We start from the raw sequence: 21,907 nt of genomic DNA, 5'->3' as shown, positions 1-21,907 counted from the left end.
GCGCACCCGCTCAGACCGAGCGTGATGATCGTCAAGCTCCGCTGCGAGGGCACCGTACAACTCGGTGCCGTATTCGTCAGGGGAAAGGAATCACTCTTAGTGACTGATGTCATCGTTCGCGCCACCTGGCCGGACCCGAGCGTCAAGCTGACCGACCTGCGCGTTTCCGAGCTGCAAGCTCTGGCCGCACAGGTGGGCATCCGTGGCGCTTCCAAACTTCGTAAAGGAGAACTCGTGGACGCAATCTCCGAGGCCCAGAACCACACCGATATTCACCAGGACGATGCCGCCAGCACCGCCAGCACCACCGCACCTACCGAACCCGCCGCGGAGGCGGGAGTCAAGAAGCGCGCCCCACGGCGCGCCACTGCGCGCGGCGGAGTCGTCACCACCACGGCGCCGAAGGCCGCGCCTGCCGAGCCGCAGGCCGCACCCGCCGCACCCCAGGCCACCCCGCCGACCGAATCGCACGCTCCGGCACAAGAGGCGCACACTCCGGCTGCCGACCAGCACCAGGACGAAGCCGCACCGGGCGAAAGCCGGATCGGCGTTCGTGAGCCGGCTGGCGCGCGTGCCCGACGTGCCCGCGCCGCCATCGACGCCGCGGCATCCGGCACCAAGCTCGCCGCCGACCACGTCGCCCACGCCGAAGCCGGCGTCGACCTGGCCGCCGAGCGCACCGAACGTCCGTCGCGCGCGAAGTCCGGCCGGCAGACTCGGACAAAGGATGCCGCAGAAAACGCCGCGACCACTCAGGGCGTCGAGGAGGGTTCGGCCGCCACTTCGGCATCCGAGACCGAGCAGGTTAGCACCGAGAAGGTCAGCACAGATCAGGTCCGCACAGGGCAGGTCAGCACCGAGGCCGGCACCGATAAGGCCGACGCCGAGCATGGCAACGGCGAGCATGGCAACGGCGAGCAGGCGGCTCCGTCGCGGAACCGCAACCGCAATCGCAACCGTAACGGCGGCGATCGCGGCGACCGCGGTGACCGTCAGCAGGGCGACCGTCAGCAGGGCGACCACCAGCAGGGCGACCGTCACGGCGACGACCAGCACGGCGATGACCACGAGGGCGGCCGAGGCGGCCGCAACGACCGCAGAGGTGACCGCCAGGATCGCCAGCAAGACGGCGACAGCGAGAGGGGCGGGCGCAGCCGGTACCGCGACCGCAAGCGCCGTGGCCAGAGCGACGACTTCGAGCCGGAGATCACCGAGGATGACGTGCTCATCCCGGTCGCCGGCATCCTCGACGTGCTCGACAACTATGCGTTCGTGCGCACCAGCGGCTACCTGCCCGGCCCCAGCGACGTCTACGTCTCGCTAGGCCAGGTCAAGAAGTACAACCTGCGCAAGGGCGATGCCGTGGTCGGCGCCATCCGGCAGCCCCGTGAGAACGAAAACACCAGCCGTCAGAAGTACAACGCCATCGTCAAGGTCGACTCGATCAACGGCCTTCCGGTGGAGCAGGCAGGCGAGCGCGCCGAATTCGGCAAGCTCACCCCGCTCTACCCGACCGAGCGGCTGCGCCTGGAGACCGAGTCAGGCAAACTGACCCCGCGCATCATCGACCTCGTGTCGCCGATCGGCAAGGGCCAGCGTGGCCTGATCGTCTCACCGCCGAAAGCGGGCAAGACGCTCGTGCTGCAGGCCATCGCCAACGCCATCGCGAAGAACAACCCCGAGGTTCACCTCATGGTCGTGCTCGTGGACGAGCGCCCAGAAGAGGTCACCGACATGCAGCGCACGGTGAAGGGCGAGGTCATCGCCTCCACCTTCGACCGCCCCGCCGAGGACCACACCACCGTCGCCGAGCTCGCCATCGAGCGGGCCAAACGCCTGGTCGAACTCGGTCACGACGTCGTCGTGCTGCTCGACTCGATCACCCGCCTGGGCCGTGCATACAACCTGGCCGCTCCGGCGTCCGGTCGCATCCTCTCCGGCGGCGTCGACTCCTCGGCGTTGTACCCGCCGAAGCGGTTCTTCGGCGCGGCCCGCAACATCGAGGACGGCGGCTCGCTCACCATCCTGGCCACGGCGCTCGTGGAGACCGGATCCAAGATGGACGAGGTCATCTTCGAGGAGTTCAAGGGCACCGGCAACATGGAGCTGCGCCTGTCGCGCCAGCTCGCCGACAAGCGGATCTTCCCCGCGGTGGATGTTAACGCATCCGGAACCCGCCGTGAGGAGATGCTGATGGGCGTGGACGAGACCAAGATCACCTGGAAGCTGCGCCGCGCCCTCGCCGGGCTCGACACGCAGCAGGCGCTCGAGCTCGTGCTCGGCCGGCTGAGGGACACGACGAGCAACGTCGAATTCCTCATGCAGGTGCAGAAGTCGATGCCGTCACCGGCAGGCGCGAAAGAGGACTAACACCCATGTTCGAGTCAGTGAAAACCTTACTGGCCGAGCATGAGGACCTTCAGGGACAGCTGTCCGATCCGGCCCTCCACTCGGATCCAGTGCGCTCCAAGCGCGTCAACCGGCGGTACGCCGAGCTGAGCCGGATCGTTGCGGCATACCACGAGTGGCGGGAGCTCACCGATGACCTGGCGGCGGCCACCGAGATGGCCGACGAGGACGAGTCGTTCGCGGAGGAGATCCCGGAGATGCAGGAGAAGCTGGACATCGCCCAGGAACGCCTGCGTCGCCTGTTGATCCCGCGCGACCCGGATGACGGTCGTGACGTGATCATGGAGATCAAGGGCGGCGAAGGCGGTGCGGAGAGCGCGCTGTTCGCCGCGGACCTGCTGCGCATGTACCTGCACTACGCGGAGTCCAAGGGCTGGAAGACCGAGCTGCTCGAGCGCAACGAGAGCGATCTCGGCGGCTACAAGGACGTGCAGCTGGCGATCAAGTCCAACGCGACCGACCCGGCGCAGGGCGTCTGGGCGCACCTCAAATACGAGGGCGGCGTGCACCGCGTGCAGCGCGTACCGGTCACCGAGTCGCAAGGGCGCATTCACACCTCCACCACGGGCGTGCTCGTGTTCCCCGAGGTGGACGAGCCCGACGAGGTCGAGATCAACCCGAACGACCTCAAGATCGACGTGTACCGCTCCAGCGGTCCCGGTGGCCAGTCGGTCAACACGACTGACTCCGCGGTGCGCATCACCCACCTTCCGACCGGCATCGTCGTGTCGATGCAGAACGAGAAGAGCCAGCTGCAGAACAAGGAGGCCGGGATGCGCGTGCTGCGCGCCCGCATCCTCGCCCAGCAGCAAGAGGAAGCGGATGCCGAGGCCTCGGCGGCCCGCAAGAGTCAGATCCGAACCATGGACCGGTCGGAGCGCATCCGCACCTACAACTTCCCCGAGAACCGCATCGCGGACCACCGCACCGGCTACAAGGCCTACAACCTCGACCAGGTGATGAACGGAGCGCTGGACCCGGTGATCGAGTCCTGCATCGCCGCGGATGAGGAGCACCGCATCGCCGAGATCGGCGAGTCCGTCTAACCACACCTTCAACCGGTGGTCGAGCCTCGTCGAGACCTGCCTCCGGTGGTCGAGCCTCGTCGAGACCTGCCTCCGGTGGTCGAGCCTCGTCGAGACCTGCCTCCGGTGGTCGAGCACCGTCGAGACCTGCCTCCGGTGCTCGTGGAACCAGTGTCAGTGGTCGGGTGTTCACTAGAAGTATGGAACACGTCTTCGCAGTTGGAGTGACAACCGGCCGTCCTAGTGCCGAGTTATCGTGTCGGCACCAGTGTCAGTGGCAGGGTGTGTAATCAGATTATGGAAGACATCTTCGATCGCCAGGCGCGGATCGCGGCGTTGCTGGCCGAGGCCGAAGCGGTGGAATGGATGCCGGAATGGATGCCGGAACCCACCGCGGAGTGCACGCCGGGCTGGCGGCCGGATGGCGATAGCATCCCCGTTGTCGGGATGGGTGTCGGCAGTGGCGCCGGCATGGGTGCCGACGCGGCGGTGGCTGCGGGTGCCGACGGGGACCCGGATCTGGATGACACCGACCCGGTGGTGCGTCGGTGGCGGATCGAGCAGGTGGTTGCAGTACGGGCACAGATATCCCGGCTGCAGGCGTTGGAGCACCGCCAGTTGGCGGCTCTGGCCCAGACGGTGGAGGATACCGTGGCGCCGGGTACCGGCGGTGCGGAGCTTGAGCAGGCGATGCGGTCGTTGACGGCGGAGTTGGCGGCCGCCTGCCGGGTGTCGGCCCCCACGATGCAGGCCAGGCTGGGATTGGCGCACCTGATGGTGCATAATTTCCCGGCCACCCTGGAGGGATTGCAGGCCGGCCGGGTGGAGTCCGGGCATGTGCGCACCATCACCCTGCATGGCGGCAGCATTACCGATCCGGCCGACCGGGCCGAATATGAACGCCTGGTGTTGGAGCGGGCCGGTCGGGTTACTCCGGGCCGGTTGACCAAGTACGCGCAGTTGACCGCGTCCCGGGTCGGGAAGGTGTCCTTCCAGGACCGGCACAAGAAAGCCAGGGAGGCCCGGTGTGTGCGCTTGTCCGACGAGGATGATGGGATGGCCACGTTGACCTTGTATGTGACCAAACTGCTGGGTACGGCCATCTGGGACCGGCTGACCGAGCAGGCCAAAGCCATCCATAGCGCCAACACCAGCACCGACGATCAGGCCAACACTGCGTCTGATCCGCGTACGTTTGATCAGATCCGCACCGATTTGGCTACCGAGCTGTTGTTGACGGGGCAACCCACCGGTGGGTCGGATGCCCCGCATGCCGCGGGTATCGGTATCCGCGCCGAGGTGTCGGTGGTGATCCCGGTGCTGTCGCTGCTGGGCCAGGGTAAGGATCCGGCTGTGCTGGCCGGGCATGGTCCGATCGGGATGGATGACGCGCTCCGGTTGGCCGCCGATGCTCCGGAGTGGGTGCGGGTGCTCACCGATCCGGTGGCCGGGATGGTGCTCACCGTGGATAAGTACCGGCCCTCGAAACGATTACGCAGATTCTTGCAGGTCCGGGATGGCCGATGTCGGTACCCGGTATGTAACCGGGCCCCCCAGCGTACCGAGATCGACCACACCTTCGCGTGGGAGTTCGGCGGTAAGACCACACCAGAAAATCTGGAATGTTTATGCAAAAGCGATCACACGCTCAAACACCACAGTGCCTGGACGGTACGCCAAGTCGCCCCCGGCATCCTGGAATGGACCAGCCCCCTCGGCCAGGTCATCACCGACCTACCCGACACTGACATCCCCGGCAACATCCCACCCTTCTAACCACAGGCAGGGTCTCGACACTTCGACAGGCTCAGTGGAGTCCAGGCTCGACCACCGGGGGGCTGGGGCGGGGCGAGCTCGACCACCGGATCGGCTGGGCACGTCGCGCGCGTGAGGCGGGTCGAGCGAGGGGTGGCGGGATGAAAGGATGGAATCGATGGAACTGACTGTGCGTGCGCTACGGGATGCGGCGATCGAGGCGCTTGGGGCTGCAGGCATCCTCGACCCGGACGTCGACGCGGAACTGCTCATAGGTCACGCGCTGGGCATGAGCCGCGGACAGGTGCAAGCCGGCGCGGTGACCGGCGCGACCGTGTCCCAGGAGTGCGCGACCGCCGTCACCGACGCCGTCACTCGTCGCTCTCGGAGAGAGCCGCTTCAACACATCACCGGCAGTGCGCCATTCCGTTTGCTCGAGCTCGCGGTGGGTCGGGGAGTGTTTGTGCCCCGTCCGGAAACCGAGACTGTCGCCCAGTACGCCATCGACTCCTTGCGCGTTGTCGCCTCGCCTGAGCCGGTCGCCGTCGACCTCGGAACCGGCAGCGGCGCCATCGCGCTGGCCATGGCCACCGAAGTTCCGCACGCAGTGGTGTACGGGGTGGAGAACTCGCCGGCAGCCTTCGAATGGACGCAACGGAACTTCCGTCGCTATGGCAAGGACAACGCCCATGCGGTCTTCGCCGACATCGCGGATGCACTGCCCGAGTTGAATTCGGCCGTGGATGTCGTGGTCTCCAATCCGCCGTACATCCCGGCCGACGCCGTTCCGATAGACCCGGAAGTGCGTCTGTTCGACCCTGACCATGCCCTCTACGGCGGAGTGGACGGACTGGATATCGTGCGCGAGGTCTCCATCACCGCTCGGCGCCTGCTACACGCGGGCGGGGTGCTGGTGATCGAGCACGGCGAACTGCAAGCGGAGGCCATCCACCAGCTACTCGCGGATGACGGCTGGCGCGCGACTGCCACCCACCAAGACTTCCTCGGCCGCGACAGGGCTACGACCGCGCTGCGCTGAACTCCTCGATCGCTGCCAGCAACTCCGACCCCGTCGTGAACAAATGCCCCGTAATGCCCACCGATTCCGCGCCCGCCACGTTTTCCGGCAGATCATCGGCGAAGAACGCGTCACGCGCCGGCGTACCGTATCGCTCCAGCACCCGTTGGAATACGATCGGATCCGGTTTACGCGCCGAATAGTCGCTCGAGGTGAACAGGTGCTCGCCGAACAGCGGCACCAGCTCCGGTGCGAGCGTGCCCAAGTGCTTGGCGGCCAGCGGCCCGTTATTGGTCAGCAAAGTCACTTGGCCGAGCTCGCCGGCTCGGGCGACGGCCTTCAACGATTCCGGCAGCGGCGTCATCGCTCCGCCGCGGATCGACACCCAATCGGATTCCGTGACGTCCACCCCGATTGCGGCGTTGAACGCGAGCAGGTACGCCTCCGGACTGGCATGAAGGCCGGCCTCTGCCTCGGACTCACTTCCCTTGCGCCACCATAGATCCTGCAGTGTCTCAGAACTCAGCCCGGTGAGCAGCGACAGGCTCTCGGAACGCGCCTTCCAGTCGTAGCCGTACAACACGTCGTCCATGTCGAAAATGAACAGCAGGCTCATCGGCGACGCTCGGCGAAATCATCCATGGCCCGATTCAGCGCCTCCAACTGAAACTGACCGTCCACCTCGGTGAAGTGATGGGCGTGCATGCCGAGCTTGAGCGCGGCAGCCACGTTCGCGGCGGAGTCATCCGCCATGAACGCGTCCTCGGGTCTCACCCCGAAGTGCTCCAAGGCTCGCTGGTACGCGAGCGCCTCGGGTTTGCGCGCACCCAGCTCGCAACTCACCAGCCGATTCTCTCAGCGACACCCCGGTGACTTTTTCCCATTGCTCGAAATACTCATCGGCGGTACGCCATTCGCCTCGCTCGGCACGGGCCTCGTACCCGGCCGCCCACCAGGTTTTCGCGAGATGATACTGACTCGCCCCGATCGATTCCGCCAGCGCAGGCAACCGCCTCCGGAAGTGGTACCGGTACAGCGTCTTGTCGAAGTCGAACAGGTAGAGGTCCACGATGCTTCGTAGCTTAGGCGACCCTCACGGCGTGCGCCGTCCAGAATAGGATGGCTTACGATATGGCGACCATTTACGACTGCTCGGACAGCGCCGAGCTTCTGACCGGCATGCGACTCGCCAGAGGGGCACTCGGCCGAGGCGAACTCGTCGTGCTGCCCACTGACACCGTCTACGGCGTGGCCGCGGATGCCTTCAACGCGGCAGCCGTGCAGCGCCTGCTGAACGCAAAGGGCCGCAGCCGACAGGCGCCACCGCCGGTGCTCATCCCCGGAATCCCGACCCTCGACGCGCTCGCCGCCGACATCCCCGACCAGGTGCGGGCGCTGGTCGACGCGTTCTGGCCCGGCGGACTCACCATCATCCTGGCCGCCAGGGACAGCCTCCAATGGGACCTGGGGGAGACCCACGGAACAGTGGCGCTGCGGATGCCCGCCCACGCGATGGTGCTCGAACTTCTGAATGAGACCGGGCCGCTGGCCGTCTCCTCCGCCAATCTCACCGGCAAGCCTGCCGCCCGCACGGTACAGGAAGCCCACGACATGCTGGGAGACGACGTCACTGTCTATCTGGACGGGGGAGTGGCCGGCGCAGGCTACGACCACAACGAAGGACAGGATGCCGCCTCCACGATCATCGACGCCACGGAACTGATGGAACCCGGGGGCAGCATCCGCATCGTGCGGCACGGCGTGATCTCCGACGCCGCCATCCAGGAGGTCATCGGGTGATCTTCTACGTGCTCGCCCTGGTCATCTCTGCCCTGGTCACCTTCGGGCTCTCAGTGCTGATCTGGAAACTCAGCACGAAGTTCCGGTTGTACCCGGCCATCCGAGCACGCGACGTACACACGCAGCCCACCCCCCGCCTCGGCGGCATCGCCATGTTCCTTGGGATCCTGGTCGCCTTCGCGGTCGCCTCACAGGTCAGCTGGTTCCACCTGGTCTTCGTCAATCCCGGCCCGATCTACGCGATCCTCGGCGCCGCGCTCATCATCGTGCTGATCGGCGTCGCCGATGACATCTGGGACCTCGACTGGATGACGAAGCTAGCCGGCCAGATCATCGCGGCAGGACTGCTCGCCTGGCAAGGAGTACAACTGGTCTCCCTGCCGATCGGCGGCCTCACCGTCGGGTCGGCATACATGTCGCTGATCCTCACCGTGCTTGCGGTGGTACTCGTGATGAACGCGGTCAACTTCATCGATGGCCTGGACGGACTGGTCGCCGGCGTCGCCATCATCGCCAACGGCGTCTTCTTCGTCTACAGTTATGTCCTCGCCAGGGTGATCGGCGAAGCAGAGTACTTCAACCTCGCCTCCCTGATTTCGGCCATTCTCATCGGCGCCTGCCTGGGGTTCCTGCCACTCAACTGGCATCCGGCGAAACTGTTCATGGGCGACGCCGGCGCACTCCTTGTCGGGCTGCTGATGGCCACCTCCGCGATCTCGGTGACGAGCAATATCGATCCGCTGTCGATGCACTCCGGAAAACTCCTGGCGCCCGCCTTCATCCCGATCATGTTGCCCCTGGCGATCCTGGTCGTGCCGCTGATCGACTTCGTGCTGGCAGTGCTGCGACGGCTGAGAGCCGGGAAGTCACCGTTCAGTGCCGACCGCAAACACCTGCACCACCGGCTGCTCGACATGGGCCACTCCCACCTGCACGCCGTGCTGATCTTTTACGGGTGGAGCGGAGTAATCGCCGTCGGCGGCCTTCTGCTCATGGTCATTCCGGTAGTGTGGGCGTTTGCCTTCGTCGTCGTCGGATTGGGCGGATGCACCTGGCTCACGCTCGCGCCGCTGACCCGCCGCAAGGCGCTCGAGAAGGCCGCCCAATCCGCTGCCAAGGACGACGCTGGCACCGTCGCGCACCTTGATGGGCTCGACGCAGCATCCGTCCCGAAGGAGACCCTATGAGTTCCGTGCTCGTGTTGAAACGCGCGCTGCTGTACGGCGGCATCCTGGCCGCGGCCATCGCCGTCGTCGGGTCGATCGTCGGAGGACTCGTCGCCGGAGGAGCGGGAGTGGCCAGCGCACTGATTGGCACCGGCATGGCCGTGGTCTTTCTGGGCATCACAGCCACCAGTATCCTGTTCGCGCGCAAGTTCGACATCGGCGCATTCTTCGGCATCGTTATGGGCGCCTGGTTGCTGAAATTCGTGCTGTTCCTCGTACTGGCCTTCGCCCTGAAAGACCAGCCTTGGATCCAGCCGACAGTGCTGTTCATCACCATCGTCGTCGCCGTCCTGGGCACCCTCGCCGTCGACGTGATCGTCGCCGCGAAGTCCAGAGTCCCCTACGTCGAGACCGAACTCCCGGAACCGCCTGAGGACCCCGAGCTCACCCAGCGCTGATTTCGGGCGAGGCCTAAAGTCTTGGTAGGATCGTCGAAGAGTCATCCCCCACCTTTTCGTCGCCGTGTAAAAGCACGCCTGGATAGCACCTGGAGAAAGCGCTGCTAGCGAACGCCGTAGGTTTGTTCATCCAGACCGCAGACGACGTTCCGCCGTTCGTCGGGCCGTCAATCGGGGAGTTCTACCCACCCGCCATCTTCTTCGCGGGAACACCCTTCGAGATCAACCGGATCATGATCATCCGGTTCCTCGCCGTCATCGCGATCGTGCTCATCTTCTGGCTCGGCACCCGGGCCATGAAGGTAGTTCCTGGCCGTTTCCAGAGCGGTGTCGAGATTGCGCTGGACTTCGTACGGGTCAGCATCGTGGAAGACCTGCTGGGCAAGAAGGACGGCCGCCGATTCTTCCCGCTCATCGCCACTGTGTTCTTCACGATCCTCGCGATGAATCTTGCTGGCGTCATTCCCGGACTCAACGTCGCCGGCACCTCGGTGATCGGCGTCCCACTTCTGTTCGCCGTCATCGCCTATATCGCCTTCGTCTACGCCGGCGTGAAGAAGTCCCCGTCTGGATTCGTAAGGAATTCATTGTTCCCCCCGGGCGTTCCGTGGCCGCTGTACTTCCTCATCACGCCGCTCGAGTTCATCTCGACGTTCGTTATTCGTCCCGTCACTCTCACCCTCCGACTCATGATGAACATGATCGTCGGCCACCTGCTGCTGGTGCTCTTTTTCACGGCAACTCAGTGGTTCCTCCTCGACTCGCCGGGCATCTTCAAGCTGTTCGGTATCGGCACCTTCGCCTTCGGCTTCGCGTTCACCGTCTTCGAACTGCTGATCATCCTGCTGCAGGCATATATCTTCGCCATTCTCACCACGGTCTACATCCAGCTCGCGCTGATTGAAGAACACTAACCGGGTCAAGCAACCGCTTGATTCGTCATCACGGAAGGAAACACGCGTGGACGTCACTACTCTCGCCGAAATCGGTGGAAACATTGGAACTGTCGGCTATGGCCTGGCGGCCATTGGCCCCGGTATCGGCATCGGCATCGTCGTCGGTAAGACCGTCGAGGGTGTGGCGCGTCAACCAGAGCTCGCTGGAAGGCTCCAGGTGCTCATGTACATCGGTATCGCCTTCACCGAGGCCTTGGCCTTCATCGGTATCGCGACCTTCTTCTTCATGCGCTAAATCGCATACCGTCACATCTGAACTAATCCGGGGAGACTGAGGAGTCACCATGCTTCACGCAATCGTTGCGGCAGCCGAGGCTGACCACAACCCGCTTATTCCGGCTCCCGCCGACCTCATTTACGCAACCCTGTGCTTCCTCATCATCCTGTTCTTCTTCTGGAAGATCGGCGTGCCGCGCTTGCGGGAATTGCTGGATGCTCGAGCGGAAGCCATCGAAGGCAACATCGCCAAGGCGGACAGCGCCAAGGCCGAGGCGGATGCTGCGCTGGCCGAATACACGGCACAGCTCGCTGACGCTCGCGCCGAGGCGGCGAAGATCCGTGAGACCGCTCGCGCCGACGGAGCTCAGATCCTTGCCGAATTCCGGGAGCAGGCTCAAGCGGAGGCGGCGCGCGTGACTGCGCAGGCTCAGGCCCAGATCGAAGCAGAGCGGCAGGGCGCCCTGGTGAGCCTGCGGGCCGAAGTAGGCTCGCTCGCTATTGACCTGGCTTCCGGCGTCATCGGCGAGACTCTCGCCGACGACGAGAAGGCGGCAGCCATCGTCGACAGGTTCCTCGCAGACCTGGAGGCTTCTGAAAGCACTACCTCCCAAGACACGCAGAGCGTCGCCGCAGAGCAGGGCAAGTAACACATGGGCTCCGCAACCAGGCAGGCATTAGCCGCATCGAGATTGGCGCTCACCGCCCTCGGCGGCAACATCGACCTCGCCAAGGACGGGTTGCGCATCGGCGAAGAACTGTTCGCAGCCGCCCACGTCGTCAGCGACTCCAAGCAGCTGCGTCAACTGCTGGCCGATCCGTCCACCCAGGCGGAGGAGAAGAAGGCCGTTGTTGCCAAGGTGTTCGGCCAGAGGCTCGGCCCGGCCGTGACCGGGTTGCTCGCGACCGTCGCAGCCACCCGCTGGTCCAGGCCCGACGACCTGCTCGGCGGCATCGAAGAATTGGGACTGCGCGCGGTCGCCGAGTCTGCAGGACGCGACAGCGACATCGAAAGCGAACTGTTCGCGTTCGGCGCGGCAGTGTCCACCGACTCGCAACTTGAACTCGCGGTCGGTAGTCGGCTGGGTGACCCTGACGCGAAAGTGGCGCTCGTTGAGGCGTTGCTGAGCGGCAAGGTCTCTGAGCAGACGGTCGCGATCGTACGTCATCTCGTTCGTCAACCACGCGGCCGCCGGATCGGGCCCTCGCTGGCCAAGGCGGCAGCCATCGTCGCTGACCAGGCCAACATGCACGTCGCCACGATCACCACGGCCGCACCCCTGGCATCCGCCCAGCTGGAGCGACTACGGTCGAAGCTCTCCGACAGCTACGGACGCGAGTTGATGGTCAATCAGGTAGTGGATGCCGCAGTACTCGGCGGCGTCAAAGTCCAAATCGGCGACGACATCATCGACGGAAGCGTACTCACCAGGCTCCAAGACCTCAGGTTGCAGCTCGCAAGTTAACGGGAGCCTTCAGGCGCTCGTGTGATCCAGGATTCGGGACGGAATGGTCCCGCGAAGATAGGGAAAAAATGGCAGAAGTAACGATTAGCCCGGACGAGATCCGCGACGCGCTCAAGGACTTCGTTAAGTCGTATCGGCCGAGCAAGACCGCCACCACCGAGGTTGGTTACGTCGTGGACGCCGCCGACGGTATCGCGCACGTCGAAGGTCTTCCCGGTGTCATGGCGAACGAGCTGATCCGGTTCGGCGACGGCACGCTCGGCCTGGCACTCAGCCTCGACGAGAACGAAATCGGCGTCGTCGTGCTCGGCGAGTTCGGCGGCATCGTGGAAGGCCTCGAAGTCGCCCGCACCGGCGAAGTGCTCTCGGTACCGGTCGGCGACAACTACCTCGGCCGCGTGGTCGACCCGCTGGGTAACCCGCTCGACGGTCTCGGCGCCATCGAACCAGAGGCCAGGCGAGCCCTCGAACTGCAGGCGCCCGGCGTCATGCAGCGTCAAAGCGTCAAGGAGCCGATGCAGACCGGCATCAAGGCCATCGACGCGATGATCCCGATCGGCCGTGGACAACGTCAGCTCATCATCGGCGACCGCCAGACCGGCAAGACGGCCATTGCCGTGGACACCATCATCAACCAGAAGGCGAACTGGGAATCCGGCGACCCGAACAAGCAGGTGCGGTGCATCTACGTGGCGATCGGTCAGAAGGGTTCGACCATCGCCGGCATCAAGGGTGCCCTCGAAGACGCCGGAGCCCTCGAATACACGACCATCGTCGCGTCCCCGGCGTCCGACGCCGCGGGCTTCAAGTATCTGGCACCGTACACCGGCTCGGCGATCGGCCAGCACTGGATGTACGCAGGCAAGCACGTCCTCATCGTGTTCGACGACCTCTCCAAGCAGGCCGAGGCCTACCGTGCCGTATCGCTGCTGCTGCGCCGCCCGCCGGGGCGTGAAGCCTACCCCGGCGACGTGTTCTACCTGCACTCCCGGCTGCTCGAGCGTTGCGCCAAGCTGTCCGACGAGCTGGGCGCCGGATCGATGACCGGCCTGCCGATCATCGAAACCAAGGCCAACGACATCTCGGCGTACATTCCGACCAACGTGATCTCCATCACCGACGGCCAGATCTTCCTGCAGTCCGACCTGTTCAACGCCAACCAGCGGCCAGCGGTCGACGTCGGCGTCTCGGTGTCCCGCGTCGGCGGCGACGCCCAGGTCAAGTCGATCAAGAAGGTGTCCGGAACCCTGAAGATCGAGCTGGCGCAGTACCGTGCCCTCGAGGCGTTCGCGATGTTCGCCTCGGACCTCGATGCGGCCAGCCGCCGCCAGCTCGCCCGCGGCGCCAGACTGACCGAGTTGCTCAAGCAGCCGCAGTACTCGCCGTACCCGATCGAGGACCAGGTCGTCTCGATCTGGGCCGGCACCAACGGCAAACTCGACGAGGTCCCCGTCGAGGACATCCTGCGGTTCGAACACGAACTGCTGGACTTCCTCGGCCGCCATTCCAAGGTCCTCACGACGCTTCGCGAGACTAACGTGCTCGACGACGCCACCGTGGCAGAACTCGACGCGCAGATCGACAAGTTCAAGCTCGAGTTCCAGACCGGCGAAGGCAAGACGCTCGCCTCGGTCGGCAAAGAGGTCTTCGAGGAACTGCCGGAAGAAGACGTGAACCAGGAAAAGATCGTCCGCCAGAAGCGCTAGCACCCGTTCCCTGAGGAGGTCGCTCTGCGACCGTCTCGAAGGGGATGGGCAGGAAATACGAAAGGGAGGGAAACATGGGAGCGCAACTTCGGGTCTACCGGCAGAAGATCAGATCTGCCCAGACGACCAAGAAGATCACGCGGGCCATGGAGCTGATCTCCGCCTCGCGCATCCAGAGGGCGAGAGCGAGGGTTGAGGCGTCGGGACCCTACTCGCGCGCCGTGACACGCGCCGTGTCGGCCGTTGCGACCTTCTCGAACATCGACCACGTGCTCACCACGGAGCCGGAGAAGGTGGAGCGCGCCGCTGTACTCATCTTCGCCTCCGACCGTGGACTGGCTGGTGCGTTCAACGCGAACGTCCTGCGCGCGGCCGAAGAATTAGCTTCGCTCTTGCGCAGCCAGGGCAAAGACGTCGTCTACTACCTGGTCGGCCGCAAAGCGGTCGGGTACTTCTCGTTCCGCAAGCGGCCCGCCGTGCAGACCTGGGTCGGAAGCACAGACACGCCCACCGTGGAAACCGCTCGGGAGATCGGCGAGGCACTGGTCGCCTCGTTCCTCACCCCGGCATCCGAGGGCGGCGTCGACGAGATCCATATCGTCTACAACCGACTGGTCAGCATGCTCACCCAGGTGCCCGAGGTGGTCAGGCTGCTGCCACTGGAGGTTGTCGAAGGCGTCGAGCCGCCATCGGGGAACGAAGTGTTCCCGCTGTACGCGTTCGAGCCGGAGGTCGGCGACGTATTGGATGCGCTGCTGCCGGTGTACATCGAGAGCCGCATCTTCAATGCGATGCTGCAGTCGGCGGCATCCAAGTTCGCCGCGACGCAGAAGGCCATGAAGTCTGCCAGCGACAACGCGGACAAGCTGATCCGCGACTACACCAGACTGGCGAACAACGCCCGCCAGTCCGAAATCACCCAACAGATTTCCGAGATCGTCGGCGGCGCTGACGCCCTCTCGGTCAGCAAGTAACACAGGAGAGATAGGCACGCCATGACCGAAACAGCCACAGCTTCGACGACACTCGAGAAGCCCACCGGCGTTGGTCGCATCGCCAGGGTCAACGGCCCGGTCGTCGACATCGAGTTCCCGCACGATTCCATTCCCGGTATCTACAACGCCCTGAAGACGACGATCACCATCGGCGACGACTCGCACGAAATCACCATGGAAGTCGCCCAGCACCTCGGCGACGACCTGGTCCGCGCGATCGGCTTGAACCCGACCGACGGCCTCGTGCGCGGACAGGAGGTGCGCGACACCGGCGCGCCCATCTCGGTCCCGGTCGGCGACGTCACCAAGGGTCGCGTGTTCAACGTGATCGGCGACGTTCTGAATGCCAAGCCCGGCGAGAAGATCGAGATCACCGAGCGTTGGCCCATTCACCGCGAGCCGCCGGCGTTCGACCAGCTCGAATCCAAGACCGAACTGTTCGAGACCGGCATCAAGGTCATCGACCTGCTCACCCCGTACGTGCAGGGCGGCAAGATCGGCCTGTTCGGCGGCGCCGGCGTCGGCAAGACCGTGCTGATCCAGGAGATGATCCAGCGCGTCGCGCAGGACCACGGCGGTGTCTCCGTGTTCGCCGGAGTCGGCGAACGCACCCGTGAGGGCAACGACCTGATCGGTGAGATGGAAGAGGCCGGCGTCTTCGACAAGACGGCGTTGGTCTTCGGCCAGATGGACGAGCCGCCGGGGACGCGTCTTCGCGTGGCGTTGTCCGCGCTGACCATGGCGGAGTACTTCCGCGATGTGCAGAAGCAGGACGTGCTGCTCTTCATCGACAACATCTTCCGCTTCACGCAAGCCGGGTCCGAGGTGTCCACCCTGCTGGGCCGCATGCCTTCTGCTGTTGGTTACCAACCGAACCTCGCGGACGAGATGGGTATCCTCCAGGAGCGCATCACCTCGACGCGTGGTCACTCGATCACCTCGCTGCAGGCCATCTACGTGCCAGCCGACGACTACACCGACCCGGCCCCGGCAACCACCTTCGCCCACCTCGACGCCACCACAGAGCTCAGCCGTGAGATCGCCTCCCGCGGCCTGTACCCGGCCGTCGACCCGCTGACCTCCACCAGCCGCATCCTGGACCCGCGCTACCTGGGTGCCGACCACTACAACACGGCGATCCGGGTCAAGGCGATCCTGCAGAAGAACAAGGAACTGCAGGAGATCATCGCGATCCTCGGTGTCGACGAGCTGTCAGAAGAGGACAAGGTCACCGTGTCGCGCGCGCGGCGCATCCAGCAGTTCCTGTCGCAGAACACCTACATGGCGAAGAAGTTCACCGGCGTGGAGGGTTCCACCGTTCCGCTGAAGGCGACCATCGAGTCCTTCTCCAAGATCGCCGACGGCGACTACGACTCCGTTGCAGAGCAGGCGTTCTTCAACGTCGGCGACCTCGACGACGTCGACCGCAAGTGGGCGCAGATCCAGAAAGAGAACGGCTGATATGGCCGAACTCAGCGTCAGCCTGGTGTCCGCAGCGCAGGAAGTCTGGTCCGGCACGGCCTCGATGGTGGTTGCTCGTACCACCGAGGGTGAGATCGGTATCCTCCCCGGCCATGAGCCGCTGCTGGCCATCCTCGGAGCCGGAGAAGTGCGCGTGACCGAAACCGGCGGTGCCAAGATTGTGGCGAACGCCGAAGACGGATTCCTCTCGGTGGAGAACAACACCGTGACGATCGTGGCGAGGAACGCCGAGCTGGTCTCGGGACGGTAGTCCGGCACTCGTGCTGATTCTTCTGCCGCCGTCCGAATCGAAGCGAGACGGCGGCAGTGCGAACAGCAGGCTTCGGCTGAGCACCCTCGGCTACCCCACGCTGTCGGCACCACGCAGACAGGCGCTGAAAAGCCTGTCGGCACTGGCCAAGGACTTCGACGAGATGGGCCGCGCCCTGCGGCTCGGACCGCATCAGCACGACGAGTTGGTGCGCAACCGGCGGGTGGCGCGCTCACCGGTGCTCGGTGCCCTCCACCGCTATACCGGCGTGCTGTACGAGGCGTTGGATGCATCGAGCCTGCCAGAGCCCGCACGACGGTTCGCGGCCCAGCATCTGGTCATCCACTCCGCACTGTTCGGCCTGGTGCGGGCGGACGACCCGATCCCGGCCTACCGGCTCTCCTCGACCTCACGGCTTCCCGGCCTGTCCCTGCGCACCCTGTGGAGCGCGCCGATCGAAGCCGCCCTCGTGAATCAGCCCGGACTGATCCTCGACGCCCGCTCGGAGTCGTACACGCGCTTGGGGCCGGCCCCGGCCGGACGCAGCCTGTTCCTGCGGGTCGTCTCCGAGGACGGCCAGGGGCGTCGCAAAGCACTGAACCACTTCAACAAGAAGGGCAAAGGCACCTTCGTGCGCGCACTGCTTCGTGCCGGTATCGATCACGCCGACGCGCACTCCCTACTGTCCTGGGCGGCAGACGTTGGCATCGCGCTGTCGGCGCCGGTGCCAGGCGAACTGGAACTGGTGGTCTGAAGCCGCGCTCGATTGTCTGGCACTCGGGCGCTGTGGATGATTCCTTCGTGGTCGAGCAGCCAGGCCTTGGTGGTCACGCCCTGCCCGCGGCTGTATCCGGTGATCTTGCCGCCCGACGTGAGCACGCGATGGCAGGGCACCAGGATCGGCACCGGGTTGGCACGGATCGCGCCGCCGACCGCCCGTCCCGCGGCCGGGTGTCCTATGGCTGTGCCGAGTGCACCGTAGGAGGTGACCTCGCCCCATCCCAGCTCCGCCAGTTTCGCCCACACTGACTTCTGGAACATCGTGCCGGCGGCCGCCACCGGAACCGAGAACCGGTGCCGCCTGCCGGAGAAATACTCCCCGAGCTGGCGAGCGGTTTTCACGAGCAACCGGTCGGCCCTCTCCGGCAGGTGATCGTGCGGAAGAACGCCGTCTGTCTCGATGGCCACGCCGGTGATGGCCGTGCCGTCGCTGAGCAGTTCGATGCGACCGATCGGCGTCTGCAGCCGGAGGAGACGGTCGCTGGCGAAAGTGGGAGTGATCATGGCGACACTGTAAATCCGCCTCGTCGCCAGGCTCCGCGTCTGTTCGCAGGCGGGGGAGAACCGCCCGCTATTCCCGCCTGGGGAGGACAGGCTCGGCACCATCGCCGGTTGAGTAGTGCCCGCCCTACGCTTGACACATGTCAGAAATCGAATATCGCGCTCTCGGCCCATCCGGCCTCATGGTGTCCACCATCGGGCTCGGCTGCAACAACTTCGGGCGCGAGGGCACCGCCACCGAGACTCAAGCCGGCACCGACGCCGTCATCCACGCCGCCATCGACGCGGGAGTGACCTTCTTCGACGGCGCCGACATTTACGGCAAAGAGCGCGGGCTCAGCGAGACACTCATGGGGCATTCCCTGAGGGGACGGCGCGACAAGATCGTGCTCGCCACCAAGTTCGGCATGGACATGGCGGGCACGAACGGACCGGACTGGGGTGCCCGCGCGTCGCGGCGCTACATCCGGCTCGCCGTCGAGTCGTCCTTGACCCGACTTCAGACCGACTGGATCGACCTGTACCAACTGCACGAACCGGATGGCGTGACGCCGATCGAGGAGACTCTCGCGGCGTTGGACGAGCTCATCACCGAGGGCAAGATCCGTTATATCGGTAGCTCCAATTTCGCCGGCTGGCAGGTGGCCGAGGCGGAACTCACGGCGCAACTGCACGGGCATCCGAAGTTCGTCTCCGCGCAGAACGAATACAGCCTGCTCGTGCGCGACGCCGAAAAGGAGGTGCTGCCCGCGGTGAACGCGTTCGGGCTGGGATTTCTGCCGTGGTTCCCGCTGTACAACGGGCTGTTCACCGGCAAATTCAGCCGGACCGGCGGACCGGCGGGGAGCCGGATCATGCGCACCCGTTCCCACCTTCAGGAGAACGCGCCGTGGGACACCATGGAGGCCTATGAGACGTTCTGCGCCGAGCGCGGCGTCACGATGCTCGAGGCGACCTTCGCCTGGTTGCTGGCCCAACCGGGGTTGACCAGCGTGATCGCCGGTGCCACCTCACCGGAGCAGATCGTGCAGAACGCACAGCGCGCAACCAGTTGGAAGGCCTCGGCTGCCGAGGTTGCCGAAATCTCGGAGTTGTTTTCGCACCCCCAATGATGCAAGGGGGTTGACAGAGTTTTCCGTTGAGACATCCTATGCGGCAGGTTGAACATCAACGGAGGAAACGATCATGAGCAACACATATTACGAACCGCGGCCGAGTACAGCGCCCGACGATTCTGCGCGGCTCCCGGACCGCGCCGCATCGGAAGGGGCCCATGTGGCCGAGGTGGCCAAGGGCGAGGCCGGGAAGGTCGCCGGCGAGGCCAGGCGGCAGGTGCGAAGCCTGATGGATCAGGCGCGCGTCGAAGCAAGCGACCAAGCGGCGCAACAACAGGAACGAGCCGCCAGCGGCCTGCGCAAAGTCAGCGAACAACTGCAGAGCATGGGCGACACGGCGGACGACGGGCTGGCCGGTAATCTGGTCCGCGAAGCCGCCGAGCGTACCGGCTCGTTCGCGCAGTGGCTGGATGCACGGGATCCCGGCTCGCTCCTCGACGAGGTCAAGGGCTTCGCCCGTCGTCGCCCAGGGACGTTCATTGCGATAGCGGCCGTGGCCGGTGTCGCGATCGGGCGACTGACCAGGGCGGTGGTGAGCAACGCTACCGAGTCCGACGACACGATGAAGCCACCCCCGATGCCGAGCCAGTACGTTGCACCTGCGGCACCCGGCCTCGACACCGAATTCACCACAACGGATGAATTCAGCGACATCCGGGATGTGACGCCATGACCCAGGTGCCAGAACCGAATCCGGAGCAAAAGGCGGCAAGCACGTCCCTGGGCGACCTGATCGGCGAAGTGTCGAGAGACTTTTCGACCCTGCTGCGCCAGGAGATGGAGCTGGCCAAAGCCGAGTTGCGGCAATCCGCCACCCGCGCGGGCAAGGGCGCTGGACTCTACGGAGGAGCCGGCGTAGCCGGACACTTCGCCGTGCTGTTCCTGTCGATCGCCCTCTGGTGGGGGCTGGGTTATCTGATCGGCAACGCCTGGTCCGCGGTGATCGTGGCCGTGATCTGGGGCATCATCGCGGCGATCATGTATGTCATCGGACGACGCGAAATGAGCGCCGTGAAGGGCATGCCGCAAACCGTGGAGACGGTGAAGAAAATACCCGACACCCTCAAGTAACCAACTGAGAAAGCTTTTAGGAAGGCAGAACAATGATGAACACCGATCCGGATGACATCCGAACCGACATCGAAGACACCCGCCGCGAACTGGGCAGCGACGTGGACGCATTGGCGGAGAAGGTAACACCGTCGAAAATCGTGCACCGCCAGACCAGCCGCATGAAAAACGCCTGGGGGTCGGCCAAGGATCGTGTCTTCGGCACGGTCTCGGACGCGCAGGAATCGATGACAGACACGCTGTCCGATGTCCCCTCGAACGTCGCGGAAAAAGCAAAGGGCAACCCCATCGCCGCCGGCCTGATCGCCTTCGGCATCGGCTGGTTGGCTTCATCGCTCATCCCGGCCAGCGAGAAGGAGAAGGAACTCACCGAAACGATGAAGGAGAAGGCCGCTCCGCTGGCCCAGGAAGCGTCCGGCATGGCCGGGCAGATGGCCGACCACCTGAGGGAGCCCGCCCGCGAAGCGATGGACGCGGTCAAGGAGTCGGCGACGGACGCGGCCGGCACCGTCAAGGACGAAGGCACGAGATCGGCGGAGAACCTGACGGGCAGTTGACGCGCCGCCGGCTACCGGCCTTCTGAGCCGGTTTCTTGGCCGGTTTCTTGCCGCCGGTCGCCACTGGAGAAACGTTCTCTCAGTGCGCGGCCGGCGGCAAGTGACGTCTCCTCCTTCTTCTTCCGCTTCTCGCTGCGACTGCTGTCCTTCGGCGGCAGTTGCAGAGCCTGTTCCGCCTCGATGCCCGCCTGCAACTGCCTACCGCGCTCGGTCTCCGAGTCGAATTCCGCACCGAACAGCAGCGCCAAGTTGGCCAGCCAAACCCACAGCAGCAGCACGATCACACCGCCGATCGCGCCATACGTCTTGTTGTAACTCGCGAAATTGCCGACATAGAACGCGAAGCCGGCGGAGGCGATCGCCAACACCACGAGCGCGATCAAGGCGCCGAGGCTCATCCAGCGGAACTTGGGTTGCTTCACATTCGGCGTGATGTAGTACAGCAGCGCGACGATGACCACGGCCAAGAACACCAGGATCGGCCACTTGATCACCGTCCACACCGCGACGGCGACCTCGCCGAGGCCGAGCAGATCACCCACCGCCGTGGCGGCGGACCCCGAGACGGCCAGGATCAGCGCCATCACCGCGATGAGGACGATGGCGATCAGCGTCATCAGGAGCAGAACAGGCCGCAGCTTCCAGAACGGGCGGCCCTCGTCGATCTCGTAGACGCGGTTCATCGCTCGAGAAAACGCGCCGACATACGCGGACGCCGACCACAGGGCGCCCAGGATGCCGGCGATGAACGCGAGACCGGCCGCGGGCGAGTGGACCAGTTCCTGGATCGGGTCGCGGAGCAGGTCGACCGCGGTGCCCGGTGCCACGGTGCCCACGGCATCCAGCAGCGCCCCGGTGGTGTCGTCGGCGTTGCCGACCAGACCGAGCACGGCGACCAACGCCAGCAGTGCGGGGAACATGGCCAGGATGCCGTAGTAGGTGAGGCTGGCGGCGATGTCGGTGCAGTGGTCGTCGATGAACTCGTGGAGGGTGCGCTTCAGCACGTACTTCCAGGTGTCCTTGTTCACCTTCGGCGGTGTCTGCGGCTTGGCCGGGTGGTCCGGCGGCGGTGCCGCTTCCTTCTGAATGCTGGGTTGTTGCGTCATCGGAGTGCCCTCCCATCGATCGTTCTGCCGACGGTAGTCCACCGCGGCTGGAGCGCTAGGGCCACAATCGCGCTG

Annotated in this window: 24 protein-coding genes; 20 read left to right on the top strand and 4 right to left on the bottom strand. The window is 65.1% G+C overall.

All coding sequences use genetic code 11. The annotated features are described in order from the left end of the window. Nucleotides 1–99 precede the first annotated feature (99 nt). The 4 genes from rho to prmC all read left to right on the top strand — a co-directional run bounded on the left by rho (nucleotide 100) and on the right by prmC (nucleotide 6,228). Complete coding sequence (gene rho, locus ABFX56_RS12160; protein WP_346233605.1) at nucleotides 100–2,370, top strand: transcription termination factor Rho; 2,271 nt, start codon at nucleotides 100–102, stop codon at nucleotides 2,368–2,370. Nucleotides 2,371–2,375: 5 nt separating this feature from the next. Then, on the top strand, nucleotides 2,376–3,455 hold the full coding sequence (gene prfA / locus ABFX56_RS12155) for a peptide chain release factor 1 (RefSeq protein ID WP_346233604.1): 1,080 nt from the start codon (nucleotides 2,376–2,378) through the stop codon (nucleotides 3,453–3,455). A 276-nt stretch (nucleotides 3,456–3,731) separates the two neighbouring features. After that, on the top strand, nucleotides 3,732–5,210 hold the full coding sequence (locus ABFX56_RS12150; protein ID WP_346233603.1) for an HNH endonuclease signature motif containing protein: 1,479 nt from the start codon (nucleotides 3,732–3,734) through the stop codon (nucleotides 5,208–5,210). A 148-nt stretch (nucleotides 5,211–5,358) separates the two neighbouring features. Further along, nucleotides 5,359–6,228: a peptide chain release factor N(5)-glutamine methyltransferase gene (prmC, locus tag ABFX56_RS12145; RefSeq protein ID WP_346233602.1), complete on the top strand. Its 870-nt coding sequence runs from the start codon at nucleotides 5,359–5,361 to the stop codon at nucleotides 6,226–6,228. On the opposite strand, the gene ABFX56_RS12140 is transcribed toward prmC, so the two are convergent. Beyond that, nucleotides 6,209–6,823, bottom strand: a complete 615-nt coding sequence (locus ABFX56_RS12140) for an HAD family hydrolase (RefSeq protein WP_346233601.1) — start codon at nucleotides 6,821–6,823, stop codon at nucleotides 6,209–6,211. The genes prmC and ABFX56_RS12140 overlap by 20 nt on opposite strands. Then, nucleotides 6,820–7,050, bottom strand: coding sequence for an HAD-IA family hydrolase (locus ABFX56_RS12135; protein ID WP_346233600.1), 231 nt, complete (start codon nucleotides 7,048–7,050; stop codon nucleotides 6,820–6,822). Before ABFX56_RS12135 ends, ABFX56_RS12140 begins: the two co-directional genes overlap by 4 nt. Before the next feature lie 288 nt (nucleotides 7,051–7,338). Here ABFX56_RS12135 and ABFX56_RS12130 point away from each other — a divergent pair, with 288 nt between their 5' ends. The 12 genes from ABFX56_RS12130 to ABFX56_RS12075 all read left to right on the top strand — a co-directional run bounded on the left by ABFX56_RS12130 (nucleotide 7,339) and on the right by ABFX56_RS12075 (nucleotide 17,456). Further along, nucleotides 7,339–8,007 carry an L-threonylcarbamoyladenylate synthase gene (locus ABFX56_RS12130; protein ID WP_346233790.1) on the top strand — a complete coding sequence of 223 codons (669 nt, stop codon included), beginning with the start codon at nucleotides 7,339–7,341 and terminating at the stop codon, nucleotides 8,005–8,007. Further along, complete coding sequence (locus ABFX56_RS12125; RefSeq protein WP_346233599.1) at nucleotides 8,004–9,194, top strand: MraY family glycosyltransferase; 1,191 nt, start codon at nucleotides 8,004–8,006, stop codon at nucleotides 9,192–9,194. Before ABFX56_RS12130 ends, ABFX56_RS12125 begins: the two co-directional genes overlap by 4 nt. After that, nucleotides 9,191–9,631, top strand: a complete 441-nt coding sequence (locus tag ABFX56_RS12120) for a Cg1360 family ATP-synthase-associated protein (protein ID WP_346233598.1) — start codon at nucleotides 9,191–9,193, stop codon at nucleotides 9,629–9,631. Before ABFX56_RS12125 ends, ABFX56_RS12120 begins: the two co-directional genes overlap by 4 nt. Before the next feature lie 122 nt (nucleotides 9,632–9,753). Continuing rightward, nucleotides 9,754–10,545 (top strand): F0F1 ATP synthase subunit A, encoded by a 792-nt coding sequence (atpB, locus tag ABFX56_RS12115; RefSeq protein ID WP_346233597.1) that lies wholly within the window; start codon nucleotides 9,754–9,756, stop codon nucleotides 10,543–10,545. Between the two features lie 46 nt (nucleotides 10,546–10,591). Next, a complete protein-coding gene (gene atpE / locus ABFX56_RS12110) occupies nucleotides 10,592–10,822 on the top strand; it encodes an ATP synthase F0 subunit C (protein ID WP_346233596.1) in 231 nt (76 codons plus the stop codon). 49 nt (nucleotides 10,823–10,871) lie between these two features. Continuing rightward, complete coding sequence (locus tag ABFX56_RS12105; RefSeq protein ID WP_346233595.1) at nucleotides 10,872–11,453, top strand: F0F1 ATP synthase subunit B; 582 nt, start codon at nucleotides 10,872–10,874, stop codon at nucleotides 11,451–11,453. A gap of 3 nt (nucleotides 11,454–11,456) precedes the next feature. Next, nucleotides 11,457–12,269 (top strand): F0F1 ATP synthase subunit delta, encoded by an 813-nt coding sequence (locus ABFX56_RS12100; protein WP_346233594.1) that lies wholly within the window; start codon nucleotides 11,457–11,459, stop codon nucleotides 12,267–12,269. Between the two features lie 68 nt (nucleotides 12,270–12,337). Continuing rightward, complete coding sequence (gene atpA / locus ABFX56_RS12095; protein ID WP_346233593.1) at nucleotides 12,338–13,975, top strand: F0F1 ATP synthase subunit alpha; 1,638 nt, start codon at nucleotides 12,338–12,340, stop codon at nucleotides 13,973–13,975. A 74-nt stretch (nucleotides 13,976–14,049) separates the two neighbouring features. Beyond that, complete coding sequence (locus tag ABFX56_RS12090) at nucleotides 14,050–14,949, top strand: F0F1 ATP synthase subunit gamma (protein ID WP_346233592.1); 900 nt, start codon at nucleotides 14,050–14,052, stop codon at nucleotides 14,947–14,949. A gap of 21 nt (nucleotides 14,950–14,970) precedes the next feature. Further along, nucleotides 14,971–16,431, top strand: a complete 1,461-nt coding sequence (gene atpD / locus ABFX56_RS12085) for a F0F1 ATP synthase subunit beta (RefSeq protein WP_346233591.1) — start codon at nucleotides 14,971–14,973, stop codon at nucleotides 16,429–16,431. A 1-nt stretch (nucleotide 16,432) separates the two neighbouring features. Next, entirely contained in the window at nucleotides 16,433–16,702 is a 270-nt protein-coding gene (locus ABFX56_RS12080) for a F0F1 ATP synthase subunit epsilon (RefSeq protein WP_346233590.1), read from the top strand. A gap of 10 nt (nucleotides 16,703–16,712) precedes the next feature. After that, the gene (locus ABFX56_RS12075; RefSeq protein ID WP_346233589.1) at nucleotides 16,713–17,456 is read left to right on the top strand and encodes a YaaA family protein; all 744 of its coding nucleotides are present in this window, start codon (nucleotides 16,713–16,715) and stop codon (nucleotides 17,454–17,456) included. Here the strand turns inward: ABFX56_RS12075 and ABFX56_RS12070 are convergent. Further along, a complete protein-coding gene (locus ABFX56_RS12070; RefSeq protein WP_346233588.1) occupies nucleotides 17,363–17,986 on the bottom strand; it encodes a methylated-DNA--[protein]-cysteine S-methyltransferase in 624 nt (207 codons plus the stop codon). The genes ABFX56_RS12075 and ABFX56_RS12070 overlap by 94 nt on opposite strands. Nucleotides 17,987–18,123: 137 nt before the next feature. Here ABFX56_RS12070 and ABFX56_RS12065 point away from each other — a divergent pair, with 137 nt between their 5' ends. The 4 genes from ABFX56_RS12065 to ABFX56_RS12050 all read left to right on the top strand — a co-directional run bounded on the left by ABFX56_RS12065 (nucleotide 18,124) and on the right by ABFX56_RS12050 (nucleotide 20,726). Next, complete coding sequence (locus ABFX56_RS12065) at nucleotides 18,124–19,095, top strand: aldo/keto reductase (RefSeq protein WP_346233587.1); 972 nt, start codon at nucleotides 18,124–18,126, stop codon at nucleotides 19,093–19,095. A 73-nt stretch (nucleotides 19,096–19,168) separates the two neighbouring features. Further along, the gene (locus ABFX56_RS12060) at nucleotides 19,169–19,771 is read left to right on the top strand and encodes a hypothetical protein (protein ID WP_346233586.1); all 603 of its coding nucleotides are present in this window, start codon (nucleotides 19,169–19,171) and stop codon (nucleotides 19,769–19,771) included. Further along, nucleotides 19,768–20,169 (top strand): phage holin family protein, encoded by a 402-nt coding sequence (locus ABFX56_RS12055; RefSeq protein WP_346233585.1) that lies wholly within the window; start codon nucleotides 19,768–19,770, stop codon nucleotides 20,167–20,169. Before ABFX56_RS12060 ends, ABFX56_RS12055 begins: the two co-directional genes overlap by 4 nt. Nucleotides 20,170–20,201: 32 nt before the next feature. After that, on the top strand, nucleotides 20,202–20,726 hold the full coding sequence (locus tag ABFX56_RS12050; protein ID WP_346233584.1) for a DUF3618 domain-containing protein: 525 nt from the start codon (nucleotides 20,202–20,204) through the stop codon (nucleotides 20,724–20,726). 11 nt (nucleotides 20,727–20,737) lie between these two features. Here the strand turns inward: ABFX56_RS12050 and ABFX56_RS12045 are convergent, their stop codons facing one another. Continuing rightward, a complete protein-coding gene (locus ABFX56_RS12045) occupies nucleotides 20,738–21,832 on the bottom strand; it encodes a YihY/virulence factor BrkB family protein (protein WP_346233583.1) in 1,095 nt (364 codons plus the stop codon). Between the last annotated feature and the right edge of the window lie 75 nt (nucleotides 21,833–21,907).

Source organism: Parafrigoribacterium mesophilum, assembly GCF_039652555.1.
Taxonomy (GTDB): Bacteria; Actinomycetota; Actinomycetes; order Actinomycetales; family Microbacteriaceae; genus Parafrigoribacterium; species Parafrigoribacterium mesophilum.
Note: the sequence above shows the minus strand (reverse complement) of the source record. Positions and strands in the feature narration are given on the sequence as shown.